The 21,741-nt window shown below is 35.8% G+C and carries 17 protein-coding genes and 1 tRNA gene; 9 read left to right on the top strand and 9 right to left on the bottom strand.

Annotation, left to right across the window (positions count from 1 at the left end; translation table 11 throughout):
* Window positions 1-67: 67 nt before the first annotated feature.
* Together IPI31_10015 and IPI31_10010 are read right to left on the bottom strand one after the other, a co-directional pair.
* A complete protein-coding gene (locus tag IPI31_10015; GenBank protein MBK7568143.1) occupies window positions 68-1,417 on the bottom strand; it encodes a hypothetical protein in 1,350 nt (449 codons plus the stop codon).
* Between the two features lie 112 nt (window positions 1,418-1,529).
* On the bottom strand, window positions 1,530-2,111 hold the full coding sequence (locus IPI31_10010) for a YceI family protein (GenBank protein MBK7568142.1): 582 nt from the start codon (window positions 2,109-2,111) through the stop codon (window positions 1,530-1,532).
* 255 nt (window positions 2,112-2,366) lie between these two features.
* On the opposite strand from IPI31_10010, the gene IPI31_10005 reads away from it, so the two are divergent.
* A complete protein-coding gene (locus IPI31_10005; GenBank protein MBK7568141.1) occupies window positions 2,367-2,774 on the top strand; it encodes a hypothetical protein in 408 nt (135 codons plus the stop codon).
* 60 nt (window positions 2,775-2,834) lie between these two features.
* On the opposite strand, the gene IPI31_10000 is transcribed toward IPI31_10005, so the two are convergent.
* Window positions 2,835-3,761: a c-type cytochrome gene (locus IPI31_10000; GenBank protein MBK7568140.1), complete on the bottom strand. Its 927-nt coding sequence runs from the start codon at window positions 3,759-3,761 to the stop codon at window positions 2,835-2,837.
* Between the two features lie 165 nt (window positions 3,762-3,926).
* On the opposite strand from IPI31_10000, the gene IPI31_09995 reads away from it, so the two are divergent.
* The 6 genes from IPI31_09995 (at window position 3,927) to IPI31_09970 (ending at window position 9,121) form a co-directional block, all read left to right on the top strand.
* Window positions 3,927-5,291 (top strand): pyridoxal-phosphate dependent enzyme, encoded by a 1,365-nt coding sequence (locus tag IPI31_09995; GenBank protein ID MBK7568139.1) that lies wholly within the window; start codon window positions 3,927-3,929, stop codon window positions 5,289-5,291.
* Between the two features lie 82 nt (window positions 5,292-5,373).
* Complete coding sequence (locus IPI31_09990; protein ID MBK7568138.1) at window positions 5,374-5,946, top strand: ORF6N domain-containing protein; 573 nt, start codon at window positions 5,374-5,376, stop codon at window positions 5,944-5,946.
* 4 nt (window positions 5,947-5,950) lie between these two features.
* Window positions 5,951-6,739, top strand: a complete 789-nt coding sequence (locus tag IPI31_09985; protein MBK7568137.1) for an ABC transporter substrate-binding protein — start codon at window positions 5,951-5,953, stop codon at window positions 6,737-6,739.
* Window positions 6,740-6,801: 62 nt separating this feature from the next.
* Complete coding sequence (locus IPI31_09980) at window positions 6,802-7,743, top strand: ribose-phosphate pyrophosphokinase (protein MBK7568136.1); 942 nt, start codon at window positions 6,802-6,804, stop codon at window positions 7,741-7,743.
* Window positions 7,744-7,800: 57 nt separating this feature from the next.
* Window positions 7,801-8,457 carry a 50S ribosomal protein L25 gene (locus IPI31_09975; GenBank protein ID MBK7568135.1) on the top strand — a complete coding sequence of 219 codons (657 nt, stop codon included), beginning with the start codon at window positions 7,801-7,803 and terminating at the stop codon, window positions 8,455-8,457.
* A 106-nt stretch (window positions 8,458-8,563) separates the two neighbouring features.
* The gene (locus IPI31_09970; protein ID MBK7568134.1) at window positions 8,564-9,121 is read left to right on the top strand and encodes an aminoacyl-tRNA hydrolase; all 558 of its coding nucleotides are present in this window, start codon (window positions 8,564-8,566) and stop codon (window positions 9,119-9,121) included.
* Between the two features lie 281 nt (window positions 9,122-9,402).
* Here the strand turns inward: IPI31_09970 and IPI31_09965 are convergent, their stop codons facing one another.
* Window positions 9,403-10,281 carry an alpha/beta hydrolase gene (locus IPI31_09965; GenBank protein ID MBK7568133.1) on the bottom strand — a complete coding sequence of 293 codons (879 nt, stop codon included), beginning with the start codon at window positions 10,279-10,281 and terminating at the stop codon, window positions 9,403-9,405.
* A gap of 101 nt (window positions 10,282-10,382) precedes the next feature.
* Between IPI31_09965 and IPI31_09960 the strand changes: the two genes are divergently transcribed.
* Together IPI31_09960 and IPI31_09955 are read left to right on the top strand one after the other, a co-directional pair.
* Window positions 10,383-10,991: a fumarylacetoacetate hydrolase family protein gene (locus IPI31_09960; GenBank protein MBK7568132.1), complete on the top strand. Its 609-nt coding sequence runs from the start codon at window positions 10,383-10,385 to the stop codon at window positions 10,989-10,991.
* A 77-nt stretch (window positions 10,992-11,068) separates the two neighbouring features.
* Complete coding sequence (locus IPI31_09955; protein MBK7568131.1) at window positions 11,069-13,147, top strand: tungsten formylmethanofuran dehydrogenase; 2,079 nt, start codon at window positions 11,069-11,071, stop codon at window positions 13,145-13,147.
* 427 nt (window positions 13,148-13,574) lie between these two features.
* On the opposite strand, the gene IPI31_09950 is transcribed toward IPI31_09955, so the two are convergent.
* From IPI31_09950 to ftsY, 5 genes are all read right to left on the bottom strand, one after another.
* Window positions 13,575-13,656, bottom strand: a tRNA-Leu gene (locus tag IPI31_09950).
* Window positions 13,657-13,926: 270 nt separating this feature from the next.
* Window positions 13,927-17,505, bottom strand: a complete 3,579-nt coding sequence (locus IPI31_09945) for a PAS domain S-box protein (GenBank protein ID MBK7568130.1) — start codon at window positions 17,503-17,505, stop codon at window positions 13,927-13,929.
* Between the two features lie 39 nt (window positions 17,506-17,544).
* Entirely contained in the window at window positions 17,545-19,140 is a 1,596-nt protein-coding gene (gene bshC, locus IPI31_09940; GenBank protein ID MBK7568129.1) for a bacillithiol biosynthesis cysteine-adding enzyme BshC, read from the bottom strand.
* Window positions 19,141-19,167: 27 nt separating this feature from the next.
* Window positions 19,168-20,478 (bottom strand): 30S ribosomal protein S12 methylthiotransferase RimO, encoded by a 1,311-nt coding sequence (gene rimO / locus IPI31_09935; protein ID MBK7568128.1) that lies wholly within the window; start codon window positions 20,476-20,478, stop codon window positions 19,168-19,170.
* A gap of 248 nt (window positions 20,479-20,726) precedes the next feature.
* Window positions 20,727-21,677: a signal recognition particle-docking protein FtsY gene (gene ftsY / locus IPI31_09930; GenBank protein ID MBK7568127.1), complete on the bottom strand. Its 951-nt coding sequence runs from the start codon at window positions 21,675-21,677 to the stop codon at window positions 20,727-20,729.
* Window positions 21,678-21,741 lie beyond the last annotated feature (64 nt).

Here is a 21,741-nt window from a genome sequence, read left to right as displayed (position 1 = left end):
AAAATAAAAAAATAAACGCAACGCATAAACAATGCGTTGCGTTTTTTTCAACCTATGAAAGTCAAACTTAGAATCCAACAGATGCTTCAAACATCACACCTTTAAATTCAAGTCCATTTCTGGAATCAGTTGTTTTGAAATTATCATATTTCTGATCCACATATTCTATTTTAACAAGCAGATTTTCTGTAGGGAACCAACCTGCTGCAATTTGAATGCGATTAACACTGATATCACCATCATCATCTGAATAACCGAATAAACGACCTGTTACAGTGTTGTAACGGAATCCAACATAAACTTGCTCATCAGCTAAGAAACGATAAAGAACCTGTGCCGCTAATTGATTGAAAGCGCGATCTACTGTATCAGTTTTTGTTGCTGAACCTAAACGTCCGTTTCCGCTTGCCATTTCATAAGTTCCGAATACTTCCAAACCATGAAATTTAACAAATGGATTTATCATAATTGCCATCACTTCACTTGAAAATCCCGGGTTAATTCTTCCGGAAAATGCTTGTGCAGTTGCAGTGGAAGCAGCAATACCTGTTCCTGATGCAACATATTCCTGTTCACCTGCTAAGTAATAACGTGAACCTGCGCGGTCACCACTATATAAAGTGTTACTTGAAGTTCCTGCATTGGTATAAAGAGAACCGGTTAATCTAACTCTAAGATCATCATTTAGTTCTTTGTCATATCCCAACTTAGCATAAATAGATGGTTTTCTGGTTAAAGTATCAGTAATATCATTTGGGTCGGTAAATACTTTAATATTAGAATTTAATAATCCGGATGATAATCCTAACATGGCAATGATACCATTTTCAGGTTTGAAATAAAATTCGCCGGCAATTTCAGTTGCAAATGCATCCATAATATTTTCACCAACAAAAGGATTGTAAATACCGTTTGCATTATCGGTTCTGTAATAGTGAGCATCACCGTAATTATTTTCCATCTGGCCAATTTTAACGGTAAAGTTTTTTGCATACCAATCAGGATTTCCAAAAAATGGTAGTTTGTCCACTTGGATATATCCGCCTTTTACCCAAAATTCGTTGTGGTGACGTGCAGACATATAATTTTCCAACTTAACACTAATACCATCAGCTAGTTGAGCAGTAATGATCAAATTCGCTGTTGCTAAATTAAATCCGTTTGTAATAGGATATAATTTGTTAATATTTATTGAGTCACCTGCAGTAGTTGTAAGATTATTATCTTTTAACACTACATCAGCTGTATTTGAGTGGCTTAATGCCTGATACTGCTGGGTGAATCCACCACTTAACTTTATCTGAAATCCTGTAAAAGGAACGAGATCCTCTTTTGTGGTTTCAAACATATTTAGACCGGCTTTATCATAAGGCCTGTCGTAATTGATCTTGTTATTTTGATTGTTTTGAGCATTCATCATGATCGTTGAACATAAGAATGCTACCAAGATCATTGTTTTTAGATTGATTGACTTTTTCATATTGTTTTGATTTAATATAGGTTTATTTAATAATTTTTAATTGTTATTATTATTTCATCAGGTAATTCAATTTAAATTTAATAGTGATGTCATTTCCCACAGTCATTGCACCCATCATTGCTGTTGGAGGATCAATTCCAAAATCAGTCATTTTTATTGCTTTGGAAGTCTCAACATAGAGTTTTCCATTTTCTTTTACATATACAGTACCATTAATGTCAACATTTTTTGTAACACCGGCAATTGTAAGATCTCCGTTTACTTTTACAGTATATCCTGTTCCCGATTTTACAATGGATTTAATAGAACTCATTTTAAAGGTTATATATGGATGAGCATCCCCTTTTAATGCATCATATGTTTTATTATCCATGATGGAACCTTTATCACTTTTTAAGGATTTTACAGATACTTTTAAATTGAGTTTTTGAATATTAAAGGTCGCATCCTGGTTCCACTGCACTAATCCGTCGCCGGTGGCAGTTTGTGCAACTTCCTCCCAATTATGTACATTGGAAGTACCTTCTATGGTAATTTTATGGTCACTAGCCAAGGTGTATTGATTTTGACCCAACATTATGGTAGCCGGGGTCAAAAGTGATGTCAATATTAATAGCCTGAAGATTTTCATAATTACTGTTTTTAATTTTGTTCTTAACTTATGCAAAGTAATTTCTATCACCGCAGACCATAAATGATTTTAATACTCCCTGAAAGTGATTTAAGTCACCTTTTAAAAAAGGACACTACCTAACTTTGTGTCATTAATTCTGTAAAGCAAGAGAGGTATTCAAAAAAAAATCAGAAAATGTATCCTTATATATAAGAATACTTTTTTACTTAACAGGAGAAAAAAATATAAAAGCATCTTACTAAATCAAAAAATATGAAACGAGTATTATTAGCTTACTTTACCGCAGTTGCCGTTCTGCTTGCATTCAGTTATGCAGCATTGTATATTTCTATCTCTTTCTTCCCGAAAATTGCGGAACAGTATTTTGATCCGGTTTTTTCGTCAAGCGAAAAACGAACCTGGTTATATTTTATACATCCATTTATAGTTGCACTTGCACTCAAATATTTCTGGCAGAGATTCCGCCATATGTTCAAGGGAAATGCTGTAATACGTGGTATAGAGGTAGGTTTGGTGTATGGCCTGATAGCCATTTTACCTGCAATGTGGATCACTTTCAGTGGTGTATCAATATCTATTTCTGTAGTTGCAACCTGGATATTATATGGAGTAATGCAAGGCTGTATTGCAGGCATTATATATGCAAAAATAAATCCTTAACAAGATAATTAATTTAGATAAGACAAAAAAAAACGCCCGATCTGTTCGGGCGTTTCTTTTTTATTTATTTTTTTCCTTCCACTTCGCCAAAATTTCGGCATCCTCCGTGGAGGGTAAACTTTTCAAATAATTATAAACTGCCTCCATTTCAACATCAGTCATTAAGCCTAACGATGGCCAGGGCATATATTCCGGATCGAGCTTTTTATTTTCCGGAGTCATGCCTGTATGCATCACTTCTTTAAATTGTTCTAAGCTCCATTTTCCCAGATTGCCCCCCGGTGTAATATTTGCACCCGGAGGAGATGCAGGATCAGGAGACTTATTTCCATTGAGTTTTTCACCGTGACAAGTCCAGCAACCATGAATTCTAAGGGTGTATTCCCCATATTTGGCATCTGTGCCGGGATCCGGAGCAACTATCGATTTATTATTGTTCAGATCTACCAATTCGGCATTATAAAGAGTTCCGAATAGCCCGGCACCGGCCATTATTTGAGCCATGGTAGTAAATTTTGAATCCGGCCAGGTTTTATCACTCGCGGGAACAGATTTCAAATATCCTATCAAAGCGCCAAGATCCGCATCGCTCATGTAATTAAAGTCTTCCACCGGCATTATAAAAAGTCCATGACCATCAGGTTTAACACCATATTTGATCGCCCTAACATAATCAACATCCGAATAATCCTTAGTTCTGCCGCCTCTGGTAATATTTGGGGCAGGAACTACTCCTAATTCCGGAACATTAAAAAATTCCTTTCCTGCCAGATCGCCGCCATGACAACCTGAACAGATGGATGCTGCAAGTGAGGCTCCTCTAATCAAAGAGGCCGAATCAGTAAGTGCAGTTATTGGGGTTGGATTCGCCTCATATTCAACTTTGGCCATTTTCTTATATTTATTAACCATGATGAAGGAGGCAATAACAATGATAAGAGCCAGACATAGTATAACTATTCCTGTCCATTTTAGAAATTTACGCATGAATAAAGCTTGTGGGTTTTGAGTGAATGATTGATTTTCAGGGAAAAGTTACTGATTTTTTTGAAACACCAAAAATCTGTTCCTATTTTTTTAACACAATACTCACATTACAAGTCCTAAAATGCATTCAATCACTCCTCAAAAAATCCCCTTACCTTTGCCCCCATGTGGAAAAACAACATTTTAGAAGCAATAGGCAATACGCCACTTATAAAACTTAATAATATCGTTAAAGATATACCTGCAACCGTGCTTGCCAAGGTGGAAACTTTTAATCCCGGCAACTCCATAAAAGACCGTATGGCAATTAAAATGATAGAAGATGCTGAAAAAGACGGCAGATTGTTGCCCGGCGGGACTATTATTGAAGGAACCTCCGGAAATACAGGTATGGGACTCGCAATAGGCGCAATAATTAAAGGTTACAAATGCATTTTCACAACTACCGATAAACAAAGTATCGAAAAGGTGAACGCATTAAAAGCATTTGGAGCAGAAGTTATTGTTTGTCCTACGGATGTTGATCCGGAAGACCCGCGAAGTTATTATTCCGTTTCATCGAGATTAATAAAGGAAGTGCCAAATTCCTGGAAACCGAATCAATACGATAATCCGAGCAATTCAGTAGCTCATTATGAAACAACCGGACCCGAAATTTGGGAGCAAACGGATGGCAGGATCACACATTTTGTTGCAGGTGTTGGTACCGGCGGAACAATAAGTGGAACAGGTAAGTATTTGAAGGAAAAAAATCCGGATATTAAAATTTATGGAATTGATACTTACGGATCCATATTTAAAAAATTAAAGGAGACAGGTATATTAGATAAAAATGAAATCTATCCTTATGTAACAGAGGGAATTGGAGAAGATTTTTTACCGCAAAATGTGGACATGGATCTGATAGATATGTTCGAAAAAGTTACAGATAAAGATGCCGCAATAATGACTGCACGTATCGTAAGGGAAGAAGGAATTTGGGTGGGAAATTCATCCGGCTCCGCATTGCAGGGATTAATTCAACTGAAAGATAAATTTAAAAAGGATGATGTGGTTGTGGTGGTTTTTGTTGATCACGGAACACGTTATTTAGGTAAAATGTTTAACCCTGATTGGATGATGAAAATGGGTTATATAGATAAATCAGGATTAACCGCGAAAGATCTTATTTCCTCGAACCAAAAAGGCGAACTTAAATCTGTGGAAATTAATACAACAGTTGCACAAGCCCTTCAGATCATGATGCAAAATGATTTCTCCCAATTACCTGTTGTTGATGGAGGAAGAATTGTAGGTTCTATTAATGAAGCATTATTATATAATGAAGTATTAAAAAATCCGGAAATTAAAAATAATAAAGTAGGCACTATCATGAAACAGGCATTTCCTTTTATCGATATTTCCACTTCTGTTGACGCGTTGGGAAAAATGCTTAACAATGACGTACACGCTTTACTGGTGCGTGATTTCAAGGTTGATAAAACGTATATTATTACTAAACATGATGTGATGAGCGCGTTGACGAGATGAAATAATTAACTTTTCAAATTGGAGTTATCCCCTCCAATTTGAATTTAGAAATTATATTTTTTTAATCCTTAAAAACAAAATAATGAGAAAGAAAAATCTTGCTCTAATTCCGCCGGATGAAATTATTCAAGGAAAAATCTATTTGATCAGAGGTGAAAAAATAATGCTTGATGAAGATCTTGCTTTATTATATCATGTTGAAACTAAAGTTTTGAACCAAACTGTTAAACGACATCTCAACAGGTTCCCGTCTGATTTCATGTTTCGATTAACCGAAATCGAATTTGCAATCTTGAAGTCACAAATTGTGACCTCAAGTAAAATACCTGATAAACAAAAACATGGCGGAAGAAGGACAATGCCATTGGTTTTCACCGAACATGGAATTGCCATGCTTTCCGGTATTTTAAATAGTGATACAGCAGTTAATGTAAATATTCAAATAATACGAGTTTTTACAAGGATGAGAAAACTGCTGCTTACGCATAAGGATATTATGCTAAAACTTGAGCAGATGGAAAAACAAGTTACTGCAAATAGCGAGGATGTGATATTGATTTTTAATACTTTAAAGAACTTATTACAACCCAAACCGGTAAAACGAGAACTAATTGGTTTCAAAGTGAATTCAGGGAGAAAAAACAAATCAAAATAATACCATGCAATTCTCTGATCAAATTTTAAATTCTATCGAAATTCCATTTCCCCCAAAAAAAATAATTTCTTTGGTCCCATCACAAACGGAATTATTATATGATCTGGGACTTGAAAATAATATAATCGGAATTACCAAATTTTGTATACATCCCAAACATCTCAAAAAAACAAAACAAATTATTGGCGGAACAAAAAATCTTAATCTGGAAAAGATAAAACAATTAAAACCAGATCTCATCATCGCTAATAAAGAAGAAAACGAATTTGCCCAGATAGAAGAATTAAAAAAAGAATTTCCGGTTTTTGTGAGTGATGTAAATACATTGGATTCTGCGTTCGAAATGATACGACTAATTGGTTTGATGACTGACACAAGTAATAAGGCGGAAAATTTGATCCATACCATTAATTCAAGCCGAGCAGAATTGTCTTTCACTCCCCTTCGTTCCTGCATTTATCTGATCTGGAAAGATCCGTATTTAACCATTGGAGGAGATACTTTTATCAATGCCATGTTAAAGGAAGCCGGATTCGAAAATTGTTATTCCTCCGATTTACGTTACCCTGAAACCGATTTTGATCAAATTTTGGCAAAATCGCCCGATTTCCTGTTTTTATCCTCAGAACCTTATCCCTTTAACGAAAATCATGAGCAGGAGTTTCAAAAGATATTAACAAAAACGAGGGTTTACTGCGTGGATGGGGAAATGTTCAGTTGGTATGGAAGTCGTATGCAGCAAGCATTTCAATACTTTAAAACCCTCCAGACATTGATTTCTCCACAGATTTGAGATAATACTTCCAAAGTAGGGTCTGTTTTGCTATCTTTGCCGCCTCAAATCTTTGAATCACAATGGTTACCAATGATGTAAAATTATTTTCAGGAACTACCAGCCGCTATCTGGCTGAAAAAGTTGCAGATTATTATGGGCAACCATTAGGTAAAATTGCCATCGACCGCTTTAGCGACGGCGAGTTTCAGCCAAATATTCTTGAAAGTGTGAGAGGAAGTTATGTGTTCTTTATTCAAAGCACCTTTTTCCCTTCTGATAACCTTATGGAGCTTTTGTTGATGATAGATGCCGCTAAAAGGGCCTCCGCATCTTATATCACAGCGGTTATACCATATTTTGGACTTGCACGTCAGGACAGAAAAGATAAACCGAGGGTTTCCATCGGAGCAAAATTGGTTGCGGAATTATTATCGGCTGCAGGTGCAAACCGAATAGTTACTATGGACCTTCACGCTGATCAGATCCAGGGATTTTTTGACATTCCGGTTGATCACTTAAGTTCAACAGCTATTTATGTTCCATATATTGAAGAAAATTTGGATACAAGTAATGTGATTTTTGCTTCACCGGATGTTGGAAGCACAAAAAGAAATCGCCGTTATGCTGTTCATTTTAATACAGAACTTGTGATCTGTGATAAATACCGAAAAAAAGCGAACGAAATAGCAGAAATGACCGTGATAGGAGATGTGGAAGGAAAAGATGTGATCATGATCGATGATATTGTGGATACCGGAAATACTTTGGCAAATGCCGCAAATCTGATGAAACAAAAAGGCGCTAAAACAGTTAGAGCTTTTTGCACACATCCTGTTTTAAGCGGAAAAGCATATGAAACAATTGAAAATTCATCCTTAGAAGAAATTGTAGTTACAGATACTATTCCATTGAAACGCGAAAGTGAAAAAATACGTGTTGTTTCCTCTGCAAAATTATTTGCAAGAGCAATCAGAAACACACATGAACACAGAAGTATCAGTTCATTATTTATCAATAATTAAATTAAGATTTTTTAATTTCATAAATTCAGTAAACAATTAAAATTAAATTCAATTAAAATGCAAACATTTGAATTAAAAGGGAAACTGAGAGATCACGTAGGCCGCAGAGCATCAAAAGATGCACGCACGGGCGAAATGGTTCCATGTATTCTCTATGGTGATGGCGAAAATATAAATTTCGAAGTAGCCAAAACAGCACTTAAAACTTTGGTATATACTCCAAATGTTTATAAAGTGATTCTTAACATCGATGGAACAACGTACGAAACTTTAATGCGTGAAATTCAATTTCACAAAGTGACGGATGAAATTCTCCATATCGATTTTTTGAAATTAAATGCAAAGAAAAAGATCACATCTGTTGTACCTGTTAAATTATCAGGTCAGTCGGTAGGTGTAAAAAGTGGTGGTAAACTTATTCAACGAATTAGAAAAGTTACCATCAAAGGTTTTCCTAAAGATCTTGTTGACAGTGTATCTATTGATGTTACCGATCTTGATGTTAGTAATACCATCAGAATGGGCGATATCAAAATAAAAAATATTGAGGTACTCGGTGCAAAAAGCATTCCGATTGTAACTGTGATCTCTCCTCGCGCACTTAAAGCAATTGCAGATGCTGCAGCTGCTGCTGATGCTGCCGCTAAAACTGCTGCACCTGTTGCTGCCGTTGCTGCTGCACCTGAGGCTGCAAAAGAAGAGAAGAAAGATTAATTTGATCACTTTTTTAACGAAGCAATTTCTAATTTTAAAAGATATGAAATTGCTTCGTTTTTTATTTCCACGAAAATCAACAAATAAAGAGCAACAAGCACTTGAGATGAAATATTTAATTGCAGGTTTAGGCAATTTCGGTATTGATTATCAAAATACAAGACATAACATTGGTTTTGATGTATTGGAATATCTCGCAGAAGAAAAAAAAGTTGTATTCACTTCTAAAAGATATGCTGACGCTGCAGAATTTAAATTTAAAGGAAAAACCTTCCTCCTTATAAAACCCACCACCTATATGAATTTAAGTGGCAAGGCTGTAAAATACTGGATGGAAAAAGAAAATATCCCACTCGAAAATCTGCTCATTGTTACAGATGATATTAATCTTCCACTTGGCAAATTACGCATTCGTAAAAATGGTAACGATGGTGGACATAACGGATTAAAAAATATCAACGAATTATTGCAAACAAATCAATATACGCGTTTGCGTTTTGGCGTGGGGAATGATTTCGGAAAAGGCAAACAAGTGGATTTTGTTTTAGGAAAATGGAGTGCTGAAGAAAAACAATTAGTATCAGAAACTACAAAAAAATGTGCCGAAGCAGTTTTATCCATAGTTATGGAAGGTGTGGACAGGGCAATGAATAAATTCAACTGAAAAACCCTAACAATTAATTGACTTGATTTTAATTATTTGGTTTATTTAAATATTTTTAAACACTATTATTCACTTTCCAAATAAATCTGTTAATTTAATCCGAATTAATTTATTTCAACTACAGGTCAAAGTTTTATTTTCCTCCATAATGGTTAATGGAGCTTGGATCGGGTTAAATCAATCGGAGCCGAATTTTTATTTTAAAGATGAAAATGAATAAAATTTATTTTGGAATTATATGTTACTCCAAAAATATAAATTTGACTCACTTAATATCCAATCTACTTAAATTTAATGGTATCCTCCACCTCAACATCATTAAAAGGTTTTGAAAAAAACTTCGATACCGCATTATTAAATAACATTGGTGTTTCACTCATAAAATAATGTGTTGCACCCGGAAATATCGATAATTGCGCATGTGGCAATTGTTTATATAAAAACACGGTGTGTTCCAATTGAATTATATCTCTGTCGCCACCCATTACTAAAACAGGTGCTGTAATATTTATTAAAAGATCCGCATCAATCTCAGGATGATGTAATACTAAATTTGTTAATTGTAATTCGTCTTTGTATTCCTTTTTACCAGCCTTTACCGAATCGCTATACATTTGTTTATATACCTTTTCAAGGTCAGTAGAGGCATCAACTATAGTGTTAGGTTCTGCATTTAATCGCGCCCCATAAATTGCAAGCATTTTAACTTTTTCAGGAAAGTGCATTGCAAGCATTAATCCAACAATTGCCCCATCATCAAAACCAATTACGTAAGCGCTGTCTACTTCCAATTTTTCGAGCAGTGCATTATAATCCTCTAAAAGTAATTCGTAGGTAAGGCTATCAGCAGTATTATTTGTTTTCCCCTGCCCTCTCCCATCAGCTACGATTACGCGGTGTTTTTTCGAAAAATAATTGATCTGACTATTAAACGATTCCACTGAACCTCCGTTGTCATGCAACATTAATAATGCAGGACCTTCACCATATTCTTCGTAATACATATTTATTCCGTTAACAGCAATAAATGCACCTTCCACATGTTCAAATGCACCCACTTTATTATTGCCAAGATTTTTACCCGCTGAAACCTGACGTTGCGCAAAACAATTTCCAATGATCAGGAAACTCAAAACACATAAACCAAATATTTTCTTCATACCAATAAGATTATCCCGGTTCAAAGATACGGGAAATTAAAAAATCAATCATTCCTGTTACAGATGAATCTATATCCCGTTTCGTAACTTTGCCACCTGTTATGAAAATATTCTGCATAGGCCGTAATTATTCCGAACACGCAAAGGAATTAAACAATGAAATTCCTGATGCTCCCGTTGTATTTATGAAACCTCCCACAGCATTACTCAAAGGAAAAGATTTTTATATTCCTGATTTTTCCAATGATATACATTATGAATGTGAATTGGTATTTCGCATTTGTAAAAACGGAAAACATATTGCCGAAGATTTCGCATCAAAATATGTAGATGCAGTTACTGTTGGGATAGACTTCACCGCCCGCGATGTGCAGTCAGAACAAAAGAAAAAAGGTTTACCATGGGAAATTGCCAAGGGCTTTGATAACTCCGCTGTTATTGGAGAATTTTCGCTCATCCAAAATCTGGAACACGCTGATGATATCAATTTTCACATGTTGAAAAATGAAGAAATTGTGCAAACCGGTTCCTCAATGCAGATGATCAACAATATCCCCAACATGATCTCATATATTTCCAAATATTTTACCCTTCAACAGGGTGATCTTCTTTTTACAGGCACACCGGCCGGAGTTGGAAAGGTAAATGCAGGTGATAAACTCGTGGGATTTCTCGAAAAGGAGAAAAAATTTGAAATAAATATCAAATAAGGGCATTATCCGCTAAAAGGGCACTCAAAGTCTTTATAGCTTTGCAGCAAAATTAAAGATCCATTTTAAAGCGCTCAATGAATCAAAAGGAAACTCTCGAATTGGTTGATAAAAAAATACTCCTGGAAGCTTACCGCATCATGTTTACGAGTAAGGTGATGAGTGAGATATTCAATGAGAACAGGCAAACCTGCATCTTTGTGCATGCCAATTCCAGGGGACATGAGGCCATTCAGATCGCAATGGGACTTCAGTTAAAAAAATGCGATTGGGCGAGTTTATACTATCGTGACGACTCCATGTTAATGGGTATGGGCTGGAAACCGGAAGAAATTCTGTTACAGTTAATGGCAAAGAGAGATGATCCTTTCAGTGGTGGTCGCAATTATTATTGTCATCCGAGTTATAAAGGAAAAGATTATCCGCAAATGATACATTCTTCCTCGGCAACCGGCATGCAGGCAATTCCTACAACCGGCGTGGCACAAGGGATACAATATCTTGAACAACAAAATTTGTTGGATACCTCCAAAGAAAATCCATTGGTTGTTTGCTCTATAGGCGATGGCGCCATGACGGAAGGTGAAGTTGCAGAGGCATTGCAATTTGCTGTTTTAAAAGGTTTACCTATTATTTATTTGGTTCAGGATAATGACTGGGGAATTTCTGTATCCAAAGAAGAAGCCCGAACCATGGATGCTTACGAATATGCCGCCGGATTTAAAGGTTTGAGAAGAGTAAGGGTGGATGGAAGTGATTTTACCGAATGCTGGAACTGTGTAAAAGAAGCTATAGGTTATGTTCGGGTGAACAGAAAACCTATTTTGATTCATGCCAAAGTTCCTTTACTCGGGCATCATACGAGTGGAGTGAGGATGGAAATGTATCGTTCGGAAGAAGACCTGAACGAGCATCAAAGCCGGGATCCATTGCCAAAATTGAGAAATTTACTCCAGGCAGCGGGTTTTAGCAGTAACGAATTGCTCCAATTAGAATCCACGGTCGACAAGATGACCAGAGATGCCTTTGCGGCAGTAGTTGCCTCCCCCGACCCCGATCCCTCCACCGTGGAGCTTTTTGAGTTTGCAGAGTCAACCATCCAGGAAGAACAAGGAACCCGCGAACCCGTTGGTGCTGAGCAAGTTATAATGGTGGATGCTGCCTTGTTTGCCATGGATGAAATTTTGACCAAACACCCGGAAGCATTGTTATATGGGCAGGATGTTGGAAAGAGATTGGGCGGAGTTTTCAGGGAAGCTGCCACTTTAGCTGTTAAACATGGAGATCACAGAGTTTTTAATACTGCAATTCAGGAAGCATATTTAGTGGGTTCTACATTAGGTATGAGCGCCGCCGGAGCAAAACCGGTGGTGGAAATTCAGTTTGCCGATTATATATGGACAGGCGTAAATCAATTGGTGTCCGAATTATCAAAATCATTTTATCTCACCAATGGAAAATGGAATGTGCAAACAGTTATTCGCATTCCAATTGGTGCATATGGATCGGGAGGACCTTATCATTCCGGTTCCATCGAATCTTCCATTACTGCTATAAAAGGAATAAAAGTTGTTTACCCCAGCAATGCCGCCGACATGAAAGGATTATTAAAGGGTGCTTTTTATGATCCGAATCCTGTTGTGATGTTTGAACATAAAGGTTTGTATTGGAGCAAGGTTCCCGGAACGGCTGCTGCAAAATCAATTCAACCTTCCGATGATTATATTATTCCTTTAGGAAAGGCACGCATATTTCAACATGCCTCAGAAGAAAAAATAAATAACGGAGAAAGTATTGTTGTTGTCACCTATGGAATGGGTGTTCATTGGGCATTAAATGCGAGTAAAAAATATCCTGGTCAGGTGGAAATTTTAGATCTTAGAACATTATCACCATACGATTGGGAAGCAATTGAAACTTCCGTAAAACGACACAATAAATGTTTTGTTCTTACGGAAGAACCTATCATGAATTCTTTTGCACAGGCAATTGCGGGAAGAATTTCTTCCGAATTATTTAAATATCTCGATGCTCCAGTAAAAATGTTAGGAGCAAAAAATCTCCCCGCAGTCCCACTAAACTCCGGCTTAGAAAAAGCCATGCTTCCGAGTGCGGAAAAAGTTGGAGTGGTGATGGAGGAGCTTCTTAGTTGGTGAGTGGTGAGTGGGGAGCCTGCCTGCCGACTGCGTCAGCGTCAGGCAGGTGGTGAGACAGACCGCATGGAGCTGTTAGTTTCAAATGTAAATCCCAATTCTGGATGGAACCTATATCGGACTCACGACTCACGATTGACGATTAACGTAAATGAGTAATGAGTTATGCCCGCCCGGACGACCCGGTCGGACGGGAGTAATGAGTTTGCCTACAGACAGCCGAATAGTTTTACTCCTTACTAATGACTATTGACAAATTGCTGAGTGGTGAGATAGATCCTATAAAGTTGATAGTATATCCTCCGAAAACACCACATCACCCGGACTCACGATTCACGATTGACGATTCACGGAAACGCGACTCCTTTCAAAGAAAATCAAAAATTTAAAATAAAAAAGTCTGTCAAAAAAAGACAGACCATTTATTTCGTACCGGAAGCGGGACTCGAACCCGCATACCTCGCGGCACACGCCTCTGAAACGTGCGTGTCTACCAGTTCCACCATTCCGGTATATATGCAAAAATAAAAAAATTGATGGTATTAAAGTGAATAGGGAGTGGGGAGTAGTGAGATTGATTCGTTTGGAGCTTTTATTACGAATCATGTATGAGTAATGAGTAATGCCCGCCCGGACGACCCGGTCGGACGGGAGTAATGAGATTGATCCTCCTATCCGGATGCATTTACTCCTGACTATTGACCATTGACTATTGACTATTGACCAATGACTCCTGACTAATGACTCCTGACCATTACCTCCTGATTCCAGACTTGATTTTATTATTTAGGAATACTAAAATAAAACGTCGTCCCCTTTTGTTCATTGCTCTCGGCCCAAATAGATCCATTATGTCGTTTAATAATGCGTTCTACAATTGCTAATCCTATTCCACTTCCTTCAAATTGTTCGTCGCTGTGCAAACGTTTTAAAGCCTTGAATAACTTATCTTTAAATTCCATGCTAAATCCAACACCATTATCTTTAATTGCAATGGTAACAGATCGTTCATCTTCTGAGCCGAAAAATTCTATTTGTGGTTTTTTACGCACCTTACTGAATTTAATTGCATTGGAAAGTAGATTCATAAATGCCTGGCGAAACATTTTATAATCTCCGGAAAGTTCTGGCAACTCTCCGACAATAATTCTATAAGCACTGATATCTTCACGTTCTTCAATATCTTTTAATACATCATCAACTAACTCTTTTGTATTAATTATATCAGATTTTTTATCCCATCGACCAATTTTTGAAAAAATGAGTAAATTATCAATCAGTGCACTCATTTTAATGATGCTGCTGCGTATTTGCCGAATATTTTCCAAACCATCTCTATCCAGTATTTGTTTGTGATTTTTTTCGAGAAAATAGGCAAAAATATCGATGGACCGCAATGGTGTTCTCAAATCGTGCGAAACAGAATAATTAAACGTTTCCAGTTCCTTGTTTGCCGATTCAAGCATGGAGGTTCGTTCCATTACTTTTTGTTCCAACTTATCATTTAAAATACCCAGTTCAAATTCCTTATTTTTAATTTCGGTAACATTCATCGAAACGGATAATATTTCAGAAAAATTACCATCATCATCCATCAATGGCAATTTAATTGACTGTAACCAATATGTTTTTCCTGTAGCTACATTTGTAATTTTTTGTTCATCCGTAATAACTTGTTTTTTAGTGATGAACACATCAAAATCCCTTTCAAATAATTTTTGCAATACTTCCGAATATCCCTGATCCTTATTACGTTTATAACTCAAAAGTTCTTCCGGTGAAGTCCCTAAAAATTCGGCCAAAGCATTGTTAACTGTTACAAATTCTTCATTGTTATTTTTTACATAAACCAAATTAGGTATTGCATTTATAATTTCCTGCAAAAACTTTTTCTGGTTAAATAATTGTTGCTGATAAACCCTTAATGCAGTAATATCCTGATGAATTCCGGAAGCACGAATTGGTTTCCCCTCTTTATCCCATTCTACAACTTTTCCCTTATCCAGGATCCACTTCCATTCACCATTACTCGCCAACATACGAATTGTTGCTTCATAAAATGGTGTTTTACCGTTCAGATGATCCTGAAAAGCTGCATAGGCACTATTGCTGTCATCAGGATGCAAAAATTTCTCCCAGAATTGTTGCGTCACCACAGTGTTTTCAAAATAATATCCAAGCATTTCTGCCCATCGCTTATTATGCACCATTTTATTTTCTGCAATATAAAAATCCCAGGTTCCAAGATCAGCTCCTTTTAATGCAAGTTCCAATCTCGCTTCACTGTCAATTAAAGCCTGTTCCTGAACTTTTCTTTCCGTAATATCACGTGCTATACCGTGAATTCTACCATCGGGAAATACATTTGCGCTGATCTCCGCAATACGTAATTCTCCACTTTTAGTAAGATAATTTCGTTCACCAAAAAATCTGTTTATTCTTCCCGGTTTTAAGTAGTAATCTAAACTTTTATCAAAAAATTTACCGGATATTAATTGTTCAAAGGTCATTTCCAATAATTCTTCTTTGGTAAAACCTGTCAATTCGCACATTTTAGAATTTACATCAATAAACTTGTTATTTTTATCTATCATAATTATCGCATCCGTTGCCTGTTCAACCAAACTGCGATATAAATTATCACTTTCGATAAGTTCCAATTGTGTTTTTTTAAGCAAATTACTTTCAAATGCAAGTGTTATAAAGTCTGCTATTGAACGTGCAAAAGATTGATCTTCCAAAGTCCACTTGTGAAATGCATTTCTGCTTTCCACACAAACTAATCCCCATATCTTTTCTCTGCTTCCAAATGTGATACACATTTTAGAGATTACCTTTTCCGGTATCAGGTAAACATCCTTTAATTCCTCTAATCTCGGATCATATAAAACCTCATCCGAAATAATTACATGCTCCTTTAGCAAAGTATTGAAGTAAGAAGGAAATTGACTAAAACTTAAATTTGCTCCATTCGAATATTCACCAGAAACGGCTTCATAATCGATACAGCTCTTTAACTCCTGCTGTTCGTTAATAAATTCTTTAATTTGAATTTTGGATACATTTAGTGTTTCCGCAGTAATTTTTGCAATGTGCTTTAATGCAATATCTAAATCACCTTTTATTATTGATTCTTCTTTGGTGAGACCTACTAAAACACTTTGATGGAGCTTTAAGGTCTTTTGGATCTTTTTTAACTCTATTTCTGCAATTTTTTTCGAATGTATATCCCTTATTATTCCATTGATTCCGGAAATCTGATTATTTTCATCATAAATCGGTCGCAAACTGACTTCTACAAATTTTGCACTACCATTTTTTGTATTCAGTAAAAGATCATATTGGAAATCCTTAATTCCATGTATTAGAAGTCTGCGCACTTTAGAATAAAAGATCTCTGTATTTTGAGGGTGATGTAAATATTCAAAACATGACCTTCCTTTAGTTTCTTCAATGGTAAATCCTGTTAATTTTTCCCAGGAAGCATTCAGATAAATTAATTGTGCGTCAGTATCTGTCTGAAAAACAACATCCGATAAATTTTCAACAAGTGTAAAATATTGTTGTCGGGTATCCACCAATAATTGTTCTGCCTTCTTCCTGTGAGAGATGTCAGTTATAATTGTTTTAATTGCAAATTCACCCTCATACAAAAGTGGAAATGAAATTACTTCAGCATCGAGTATCACCCCATCCTCTCTTATCATTTTTAATTCTATGGGTTTTACCGCGTTTTTATTTTGAATAATTTCCTGAATGCGGTCACCTACCAATTTTTTAAATTCATCTGAAATATAATTCCATATGTTTTTACCCACAAAGGTCTCCCCATCGGGAAATGCAGCTATCGTGTTAGCTCTTTTGTTTGCAAAAACAATAATTCCGTTTCGATGTATCAGAATACCATTATTGGTAAATTCCATCAATTGCAAATGCTGCAATCCCAATTCATTGATCTTTTGTTGGTTTTTGTCAGAAGAATGTGAAACTATAAAGGTGACTGTGTAACCTTCCAAATGATCCAATTTTGGGTCAATTAGTGACAAATGTAAATCATATGATACAGCACTTTCTATGTGTTTCACCCCATGTATTATGAAGGAAATGTTGTTGTTTTCAAGAAGCTGTTGTGTATTTGTTCTGATATCGAGTCCGGAGAAAATTTCGAACAGATCACGCGATGGAAAAACAGAAGTTTTTGTTTGAATTAGCGTAGCAAACGCAGCGTTGAAATGCAGCAGGTTAAAGGCCTTGTCGGTTAATGCTACGGGCATTTGGAGATATTCCAGAGCCTGATACTTTACAGGAATCTTGCGGGTATTCAAATGATCAGCCATTAACAATTCAAATATGCTTAACAAATCCCCAATTCCCTATTAAATTTTAATAGTTTTGTGACATCAAATATTGTCAGGATACAATATCTTAAATTCTCTGCTTGGCTGTTCCGATTGCTCCAAAAGCATTTCAAAAAAGTTTTTTCCATATTTTAGAAAATAAGAAATAAAGTTCTCTTCTCTTTCCTGCAGCGAATTATTTGGAAATAATTTGGTCAAAATCGATCTGATTTGCCCCAATTCAGCATCCATTTTTATTTTTTCAGCCTTCAACAATTTCCCTTCCAGTTTTTGAATAACAGTTAACATATTATGTTTTTCACCTAAAACCGCTTTATCGAGAGTGATGTCAATTTTTTGCGCTTTTTTTTGTATCGCGTTAAATATTTGTTCTAATTGTTGGCTTTCTTCAGATAATTTGAGGTCATCAGAGCTATGTTTATTTACAAAATCATTAATTAGTATATGTTCGTCTTTAAAAAGATCGGTTGGAGACAATTGTAATTTTGTTATCTTTTTTTCGGCACTTGCATCTATTAGTAAATACGAATTGCGCAGCAATAAGATCGGGAATTGAATTTCATGAAATTCAAATAATTTCTTTAATTGCATCCAATAAGCTATCTCACCACCCCCACCGATAAATGCCACAGAGGGTAAAACCTTTTGTTGAAATAATGGGCGTAAAATTACATTCGGACTAAAACGTTCCGGAAATAATTTCAACTCATTTTGCATCTCTTCCGCAGTAAAAACAATTTCGGTATTATTTATCTTAAATTTATTATTTTCATTATCATATAAAATTCTTTCCCTGATATTTTTTAATTTATAAAATAAATTAATTTCCCTGGGTGTTGCCTGTGCCTCATAAGGGAACTTTGATAATGTTTCGTTGACTAATTTTTCAGAATTTCTGTTCAATAATTCACTTTCAATTATTGAATTACACGATTTTTTAAAATAGCTATCGTCACCATCAACCACAACCAAACCATATTCTCCAAACAACCCCGACAAAACTGTTCGTGTAGCCTCAGCAAGAGTTTTGGAAGTAGAGTATGCATTTTTAAACAATGAAATTAAAAAATGGGCATTTTCTGTATCTCCTAATACAGGGATCAATTCGTGCAATATATTCTGAAGGGAGTCTGTATTATATTTTCCGCAAACCCCGCCCTGAACATCATCCCATGTGTAGGTTTTGCCATACAATTGAAAATGATTAATTTCTGCAAAATCATGATCCTCACTGCCCAACCAAAACACAGGAACAAAATTATTTTCCGGATATTTATTATTAAGTGTATTACATAGCTGAATAGTAGATATCGTTTTATATATATAATAGAGCGGCCCGGTAAAAATATTGAGTTGATGTGCGGTAACTACACAAAAGGTATTTTTATTTCTGAATAAATTAATATTTGAAAATACTTTAGCAGGCATATCAATTTGAGAATATTGCTCCAACAAATTATCTGCTAATTTATTTCCATCAATATTTTCCTTCAATTTATCATTCATCGCCTCCTGAATCGAATCGATATTCGGTTCATATTTATAAAACGGTCGTAATGGAGAGGAGCCTTCTAAATAATCTGTTACAATTTTTGCGAAGCGACCCGTTTCACGATATGATATCTTTTCTAATTTCAAGATAAAAATATTTAAATGTTTTAGAATTTATAACGGTTCTCCAAAAAGGTCAAATTCTTCTGCTCTTATAATTTTGATATTGGTGAAATCGCCAACACGTAAATAAAACTTCGAAGCATCAATTAAAACCTCATTATCAACTTCAGGTGAATCAAATTCTGTTCTTCCAACAAAATTATTACTCTCTACTCTGTCGATCAATACCTTAAATACTTTTCCCACCTTTTCCTGATTCTTATCTAAAGATATTTGTTGTTGCACTTCCATTATGCGTGCAGCCCGTTCACTTTTTTCTTCCGCAGAAATTTCATCCTTTAATAAATATCCACTCGTGCCCTCCTCATGCGAATAGGTGAATACGCCTAATCGGTCAAATTTCATCTGATCAACAAACTCTGCAAGTTCATCTACATCCTCTTCAGTTTCCCCAGGAAATCCAACGAGCATTGTTGTACGCAAGCCAATATCCGGTATCTGAGTTCTGATATTATTAATAAGTTCAATAGTTTCTTCTTTAGATATCTGCCTGTTCATTGCACGTAATATATTATTACTTGCATGTTGCAGTGGCATATCCAAATAATTACAAACATGATCGCAATTTTTAATTGCATCAATAATTTCCAAAGGGAATTTAGATGGATAAGCATAATGTAAACGAATCCATTCAATGCCGTCCACTTCATTTAAGGCATATAATAATTCAGGTAATGTTCTTTTTTTATAAATATCTAATCCATAGTAAGTTAATTCCTGCGCGATCAACATTATTTCTTTAACACCAATACTTGCAAGATATTTTGCTTCTTTTACTATTTCTTCAATGGTTTTCGAAACATGATTTCCTCGCATTAAAGGAATTGCGCAAAAAGAACAAGTTCTGTTACATCCTTCCGAAATTTTTAAATATGCATAATGGCTTGGCGTGGAAATACGTCGTTCACCAATCAGTTCATGTTTATAATCCGCATTAAATCGCTTTAGCATTTGTGGCAGCTCCATGGTGCCAAACCATGCATCCACCTCCGGAATTTCCAACTGTAATTCGTCTTTATATCGGTGACTCAAACAACCCGTAACATACAATTTATCTATCTCACCATTTGCTTTCGCCTCCGCATAATTTAATATGGTATCTATGGATTCCTGTTTTGCATTGTCAATAAATCCACAGGTATTCACTATAATAATATTACAATCATCTTTTTCCCTTTGATGATGTGCATCTATATCGTTTGCATTCAACTGCGACAATAACACCTCACTGTCCACAGTATTTTTACTGCAACCTAAGGTGATGATGTTTACTTTATCTTTACGTAGTGTACGTACTTTCATTATTATTAAATTCTACTTCGCTGTGAACATTTATCAAATGTACCAATGAATTAAATGTACCAATGTACCAATGAACCCAATATAACCGCTGCCTGCGGCTGCTTATGTGATCGGTATGGTGGAATTATTTTACTAAATTAAAAAGTTATTGATGATATTAGTGTTAATTTATTTTTATTACGTTAATGCGGCTGTTAATTGGTACATTAATTTGGCTGTTAATTGGTACATTGGTACATTTTTGGGCTTCAGCCCAACAGTGAATCAACAAATTCCGATTTATTAAACACCTGCAACTGATGCATCTTCTCCCCCACTCCAATATATTTAACCGGAATTTTAAATTGATCTGCAATACCTAACACAACTCCGCCCTTTGCGGTTCCATCCAATTTTGTGAGCGCCAAACAAGTAACTTCTGTAGCCGCAGTAAATTGTTTTGCCTGTTCAAAAGCGTTTTGCCCGGTTGATGCATCTAATACCAATAAAACATCATGAGGTGCGTCGGGATATACTTTTTGAATTACCCTTTTTATTTTCGATAATTCGTTCATCAGATTTACTTTATTGTGTAATCTACCGGCGGTATCTATTAATACAACATCAGCGTTCTGTGTTTTTGCCGCATTAACCGTATCGAAAGCAACCGCAGCAGGATCGGCACCCATTTGTTGTTTAATAATGGGCACCCCAACTCTATCGGCCCAAATGGTTAATTGATCAACGGCTGCAGCGCGAAAGGTATCCGCTGCACCCAATAAAACGTTTTTTCCGCTTTGTTTAAATTGATAGGCGAGTTTTCCTATCGTGGTTGTTTTGCCTACACCATTTACACCAACTACCAAAACTATATAAGGTTTTGTATTAGCCGGAACTTCGTATGTTGTAAAATCAGGAGTATTATTTTCAGAAAGCAATTTTACTACTTCCTCTTTTAATATTTCATTTAATTCGTTGCTGCCAAAATATTTTTCCCCTGCAACTCTTTTTGTTAATCTGTCTATAATTTTAAGAGTTGTTTCCACGCCCACATCACTGGAAATGAGAATATTTTCCAATTCATCCAAAAAATCATCATCAACAGTATTTTTTCCGGCAATTGCCTTAGTAATTCTCGAAAAAATACTTTGTTTGGTTTTCTCTAAACCTTTATTGAGATCCTCTTTTTGTTCTTTTTTGAAAATGCTGAATAAACCCATGAAATTTTAAGTTAGGGGTACAAAAAAAGCCTCTACTTTCATAGAAGCTTTAAATATTGTAAGC

The organism is Bacteroidota bacterium, from assembly GCA_016706865.1.
GTDB lineage: Bacteria > Bacteroidota > Bacteroidia > Chitinophagales > BACL12 > UBA7236.
Note: the sequence above shows the minus strand (reverse complement) of the source record. Positions and strands in the feature narration are given on the sequence as shown.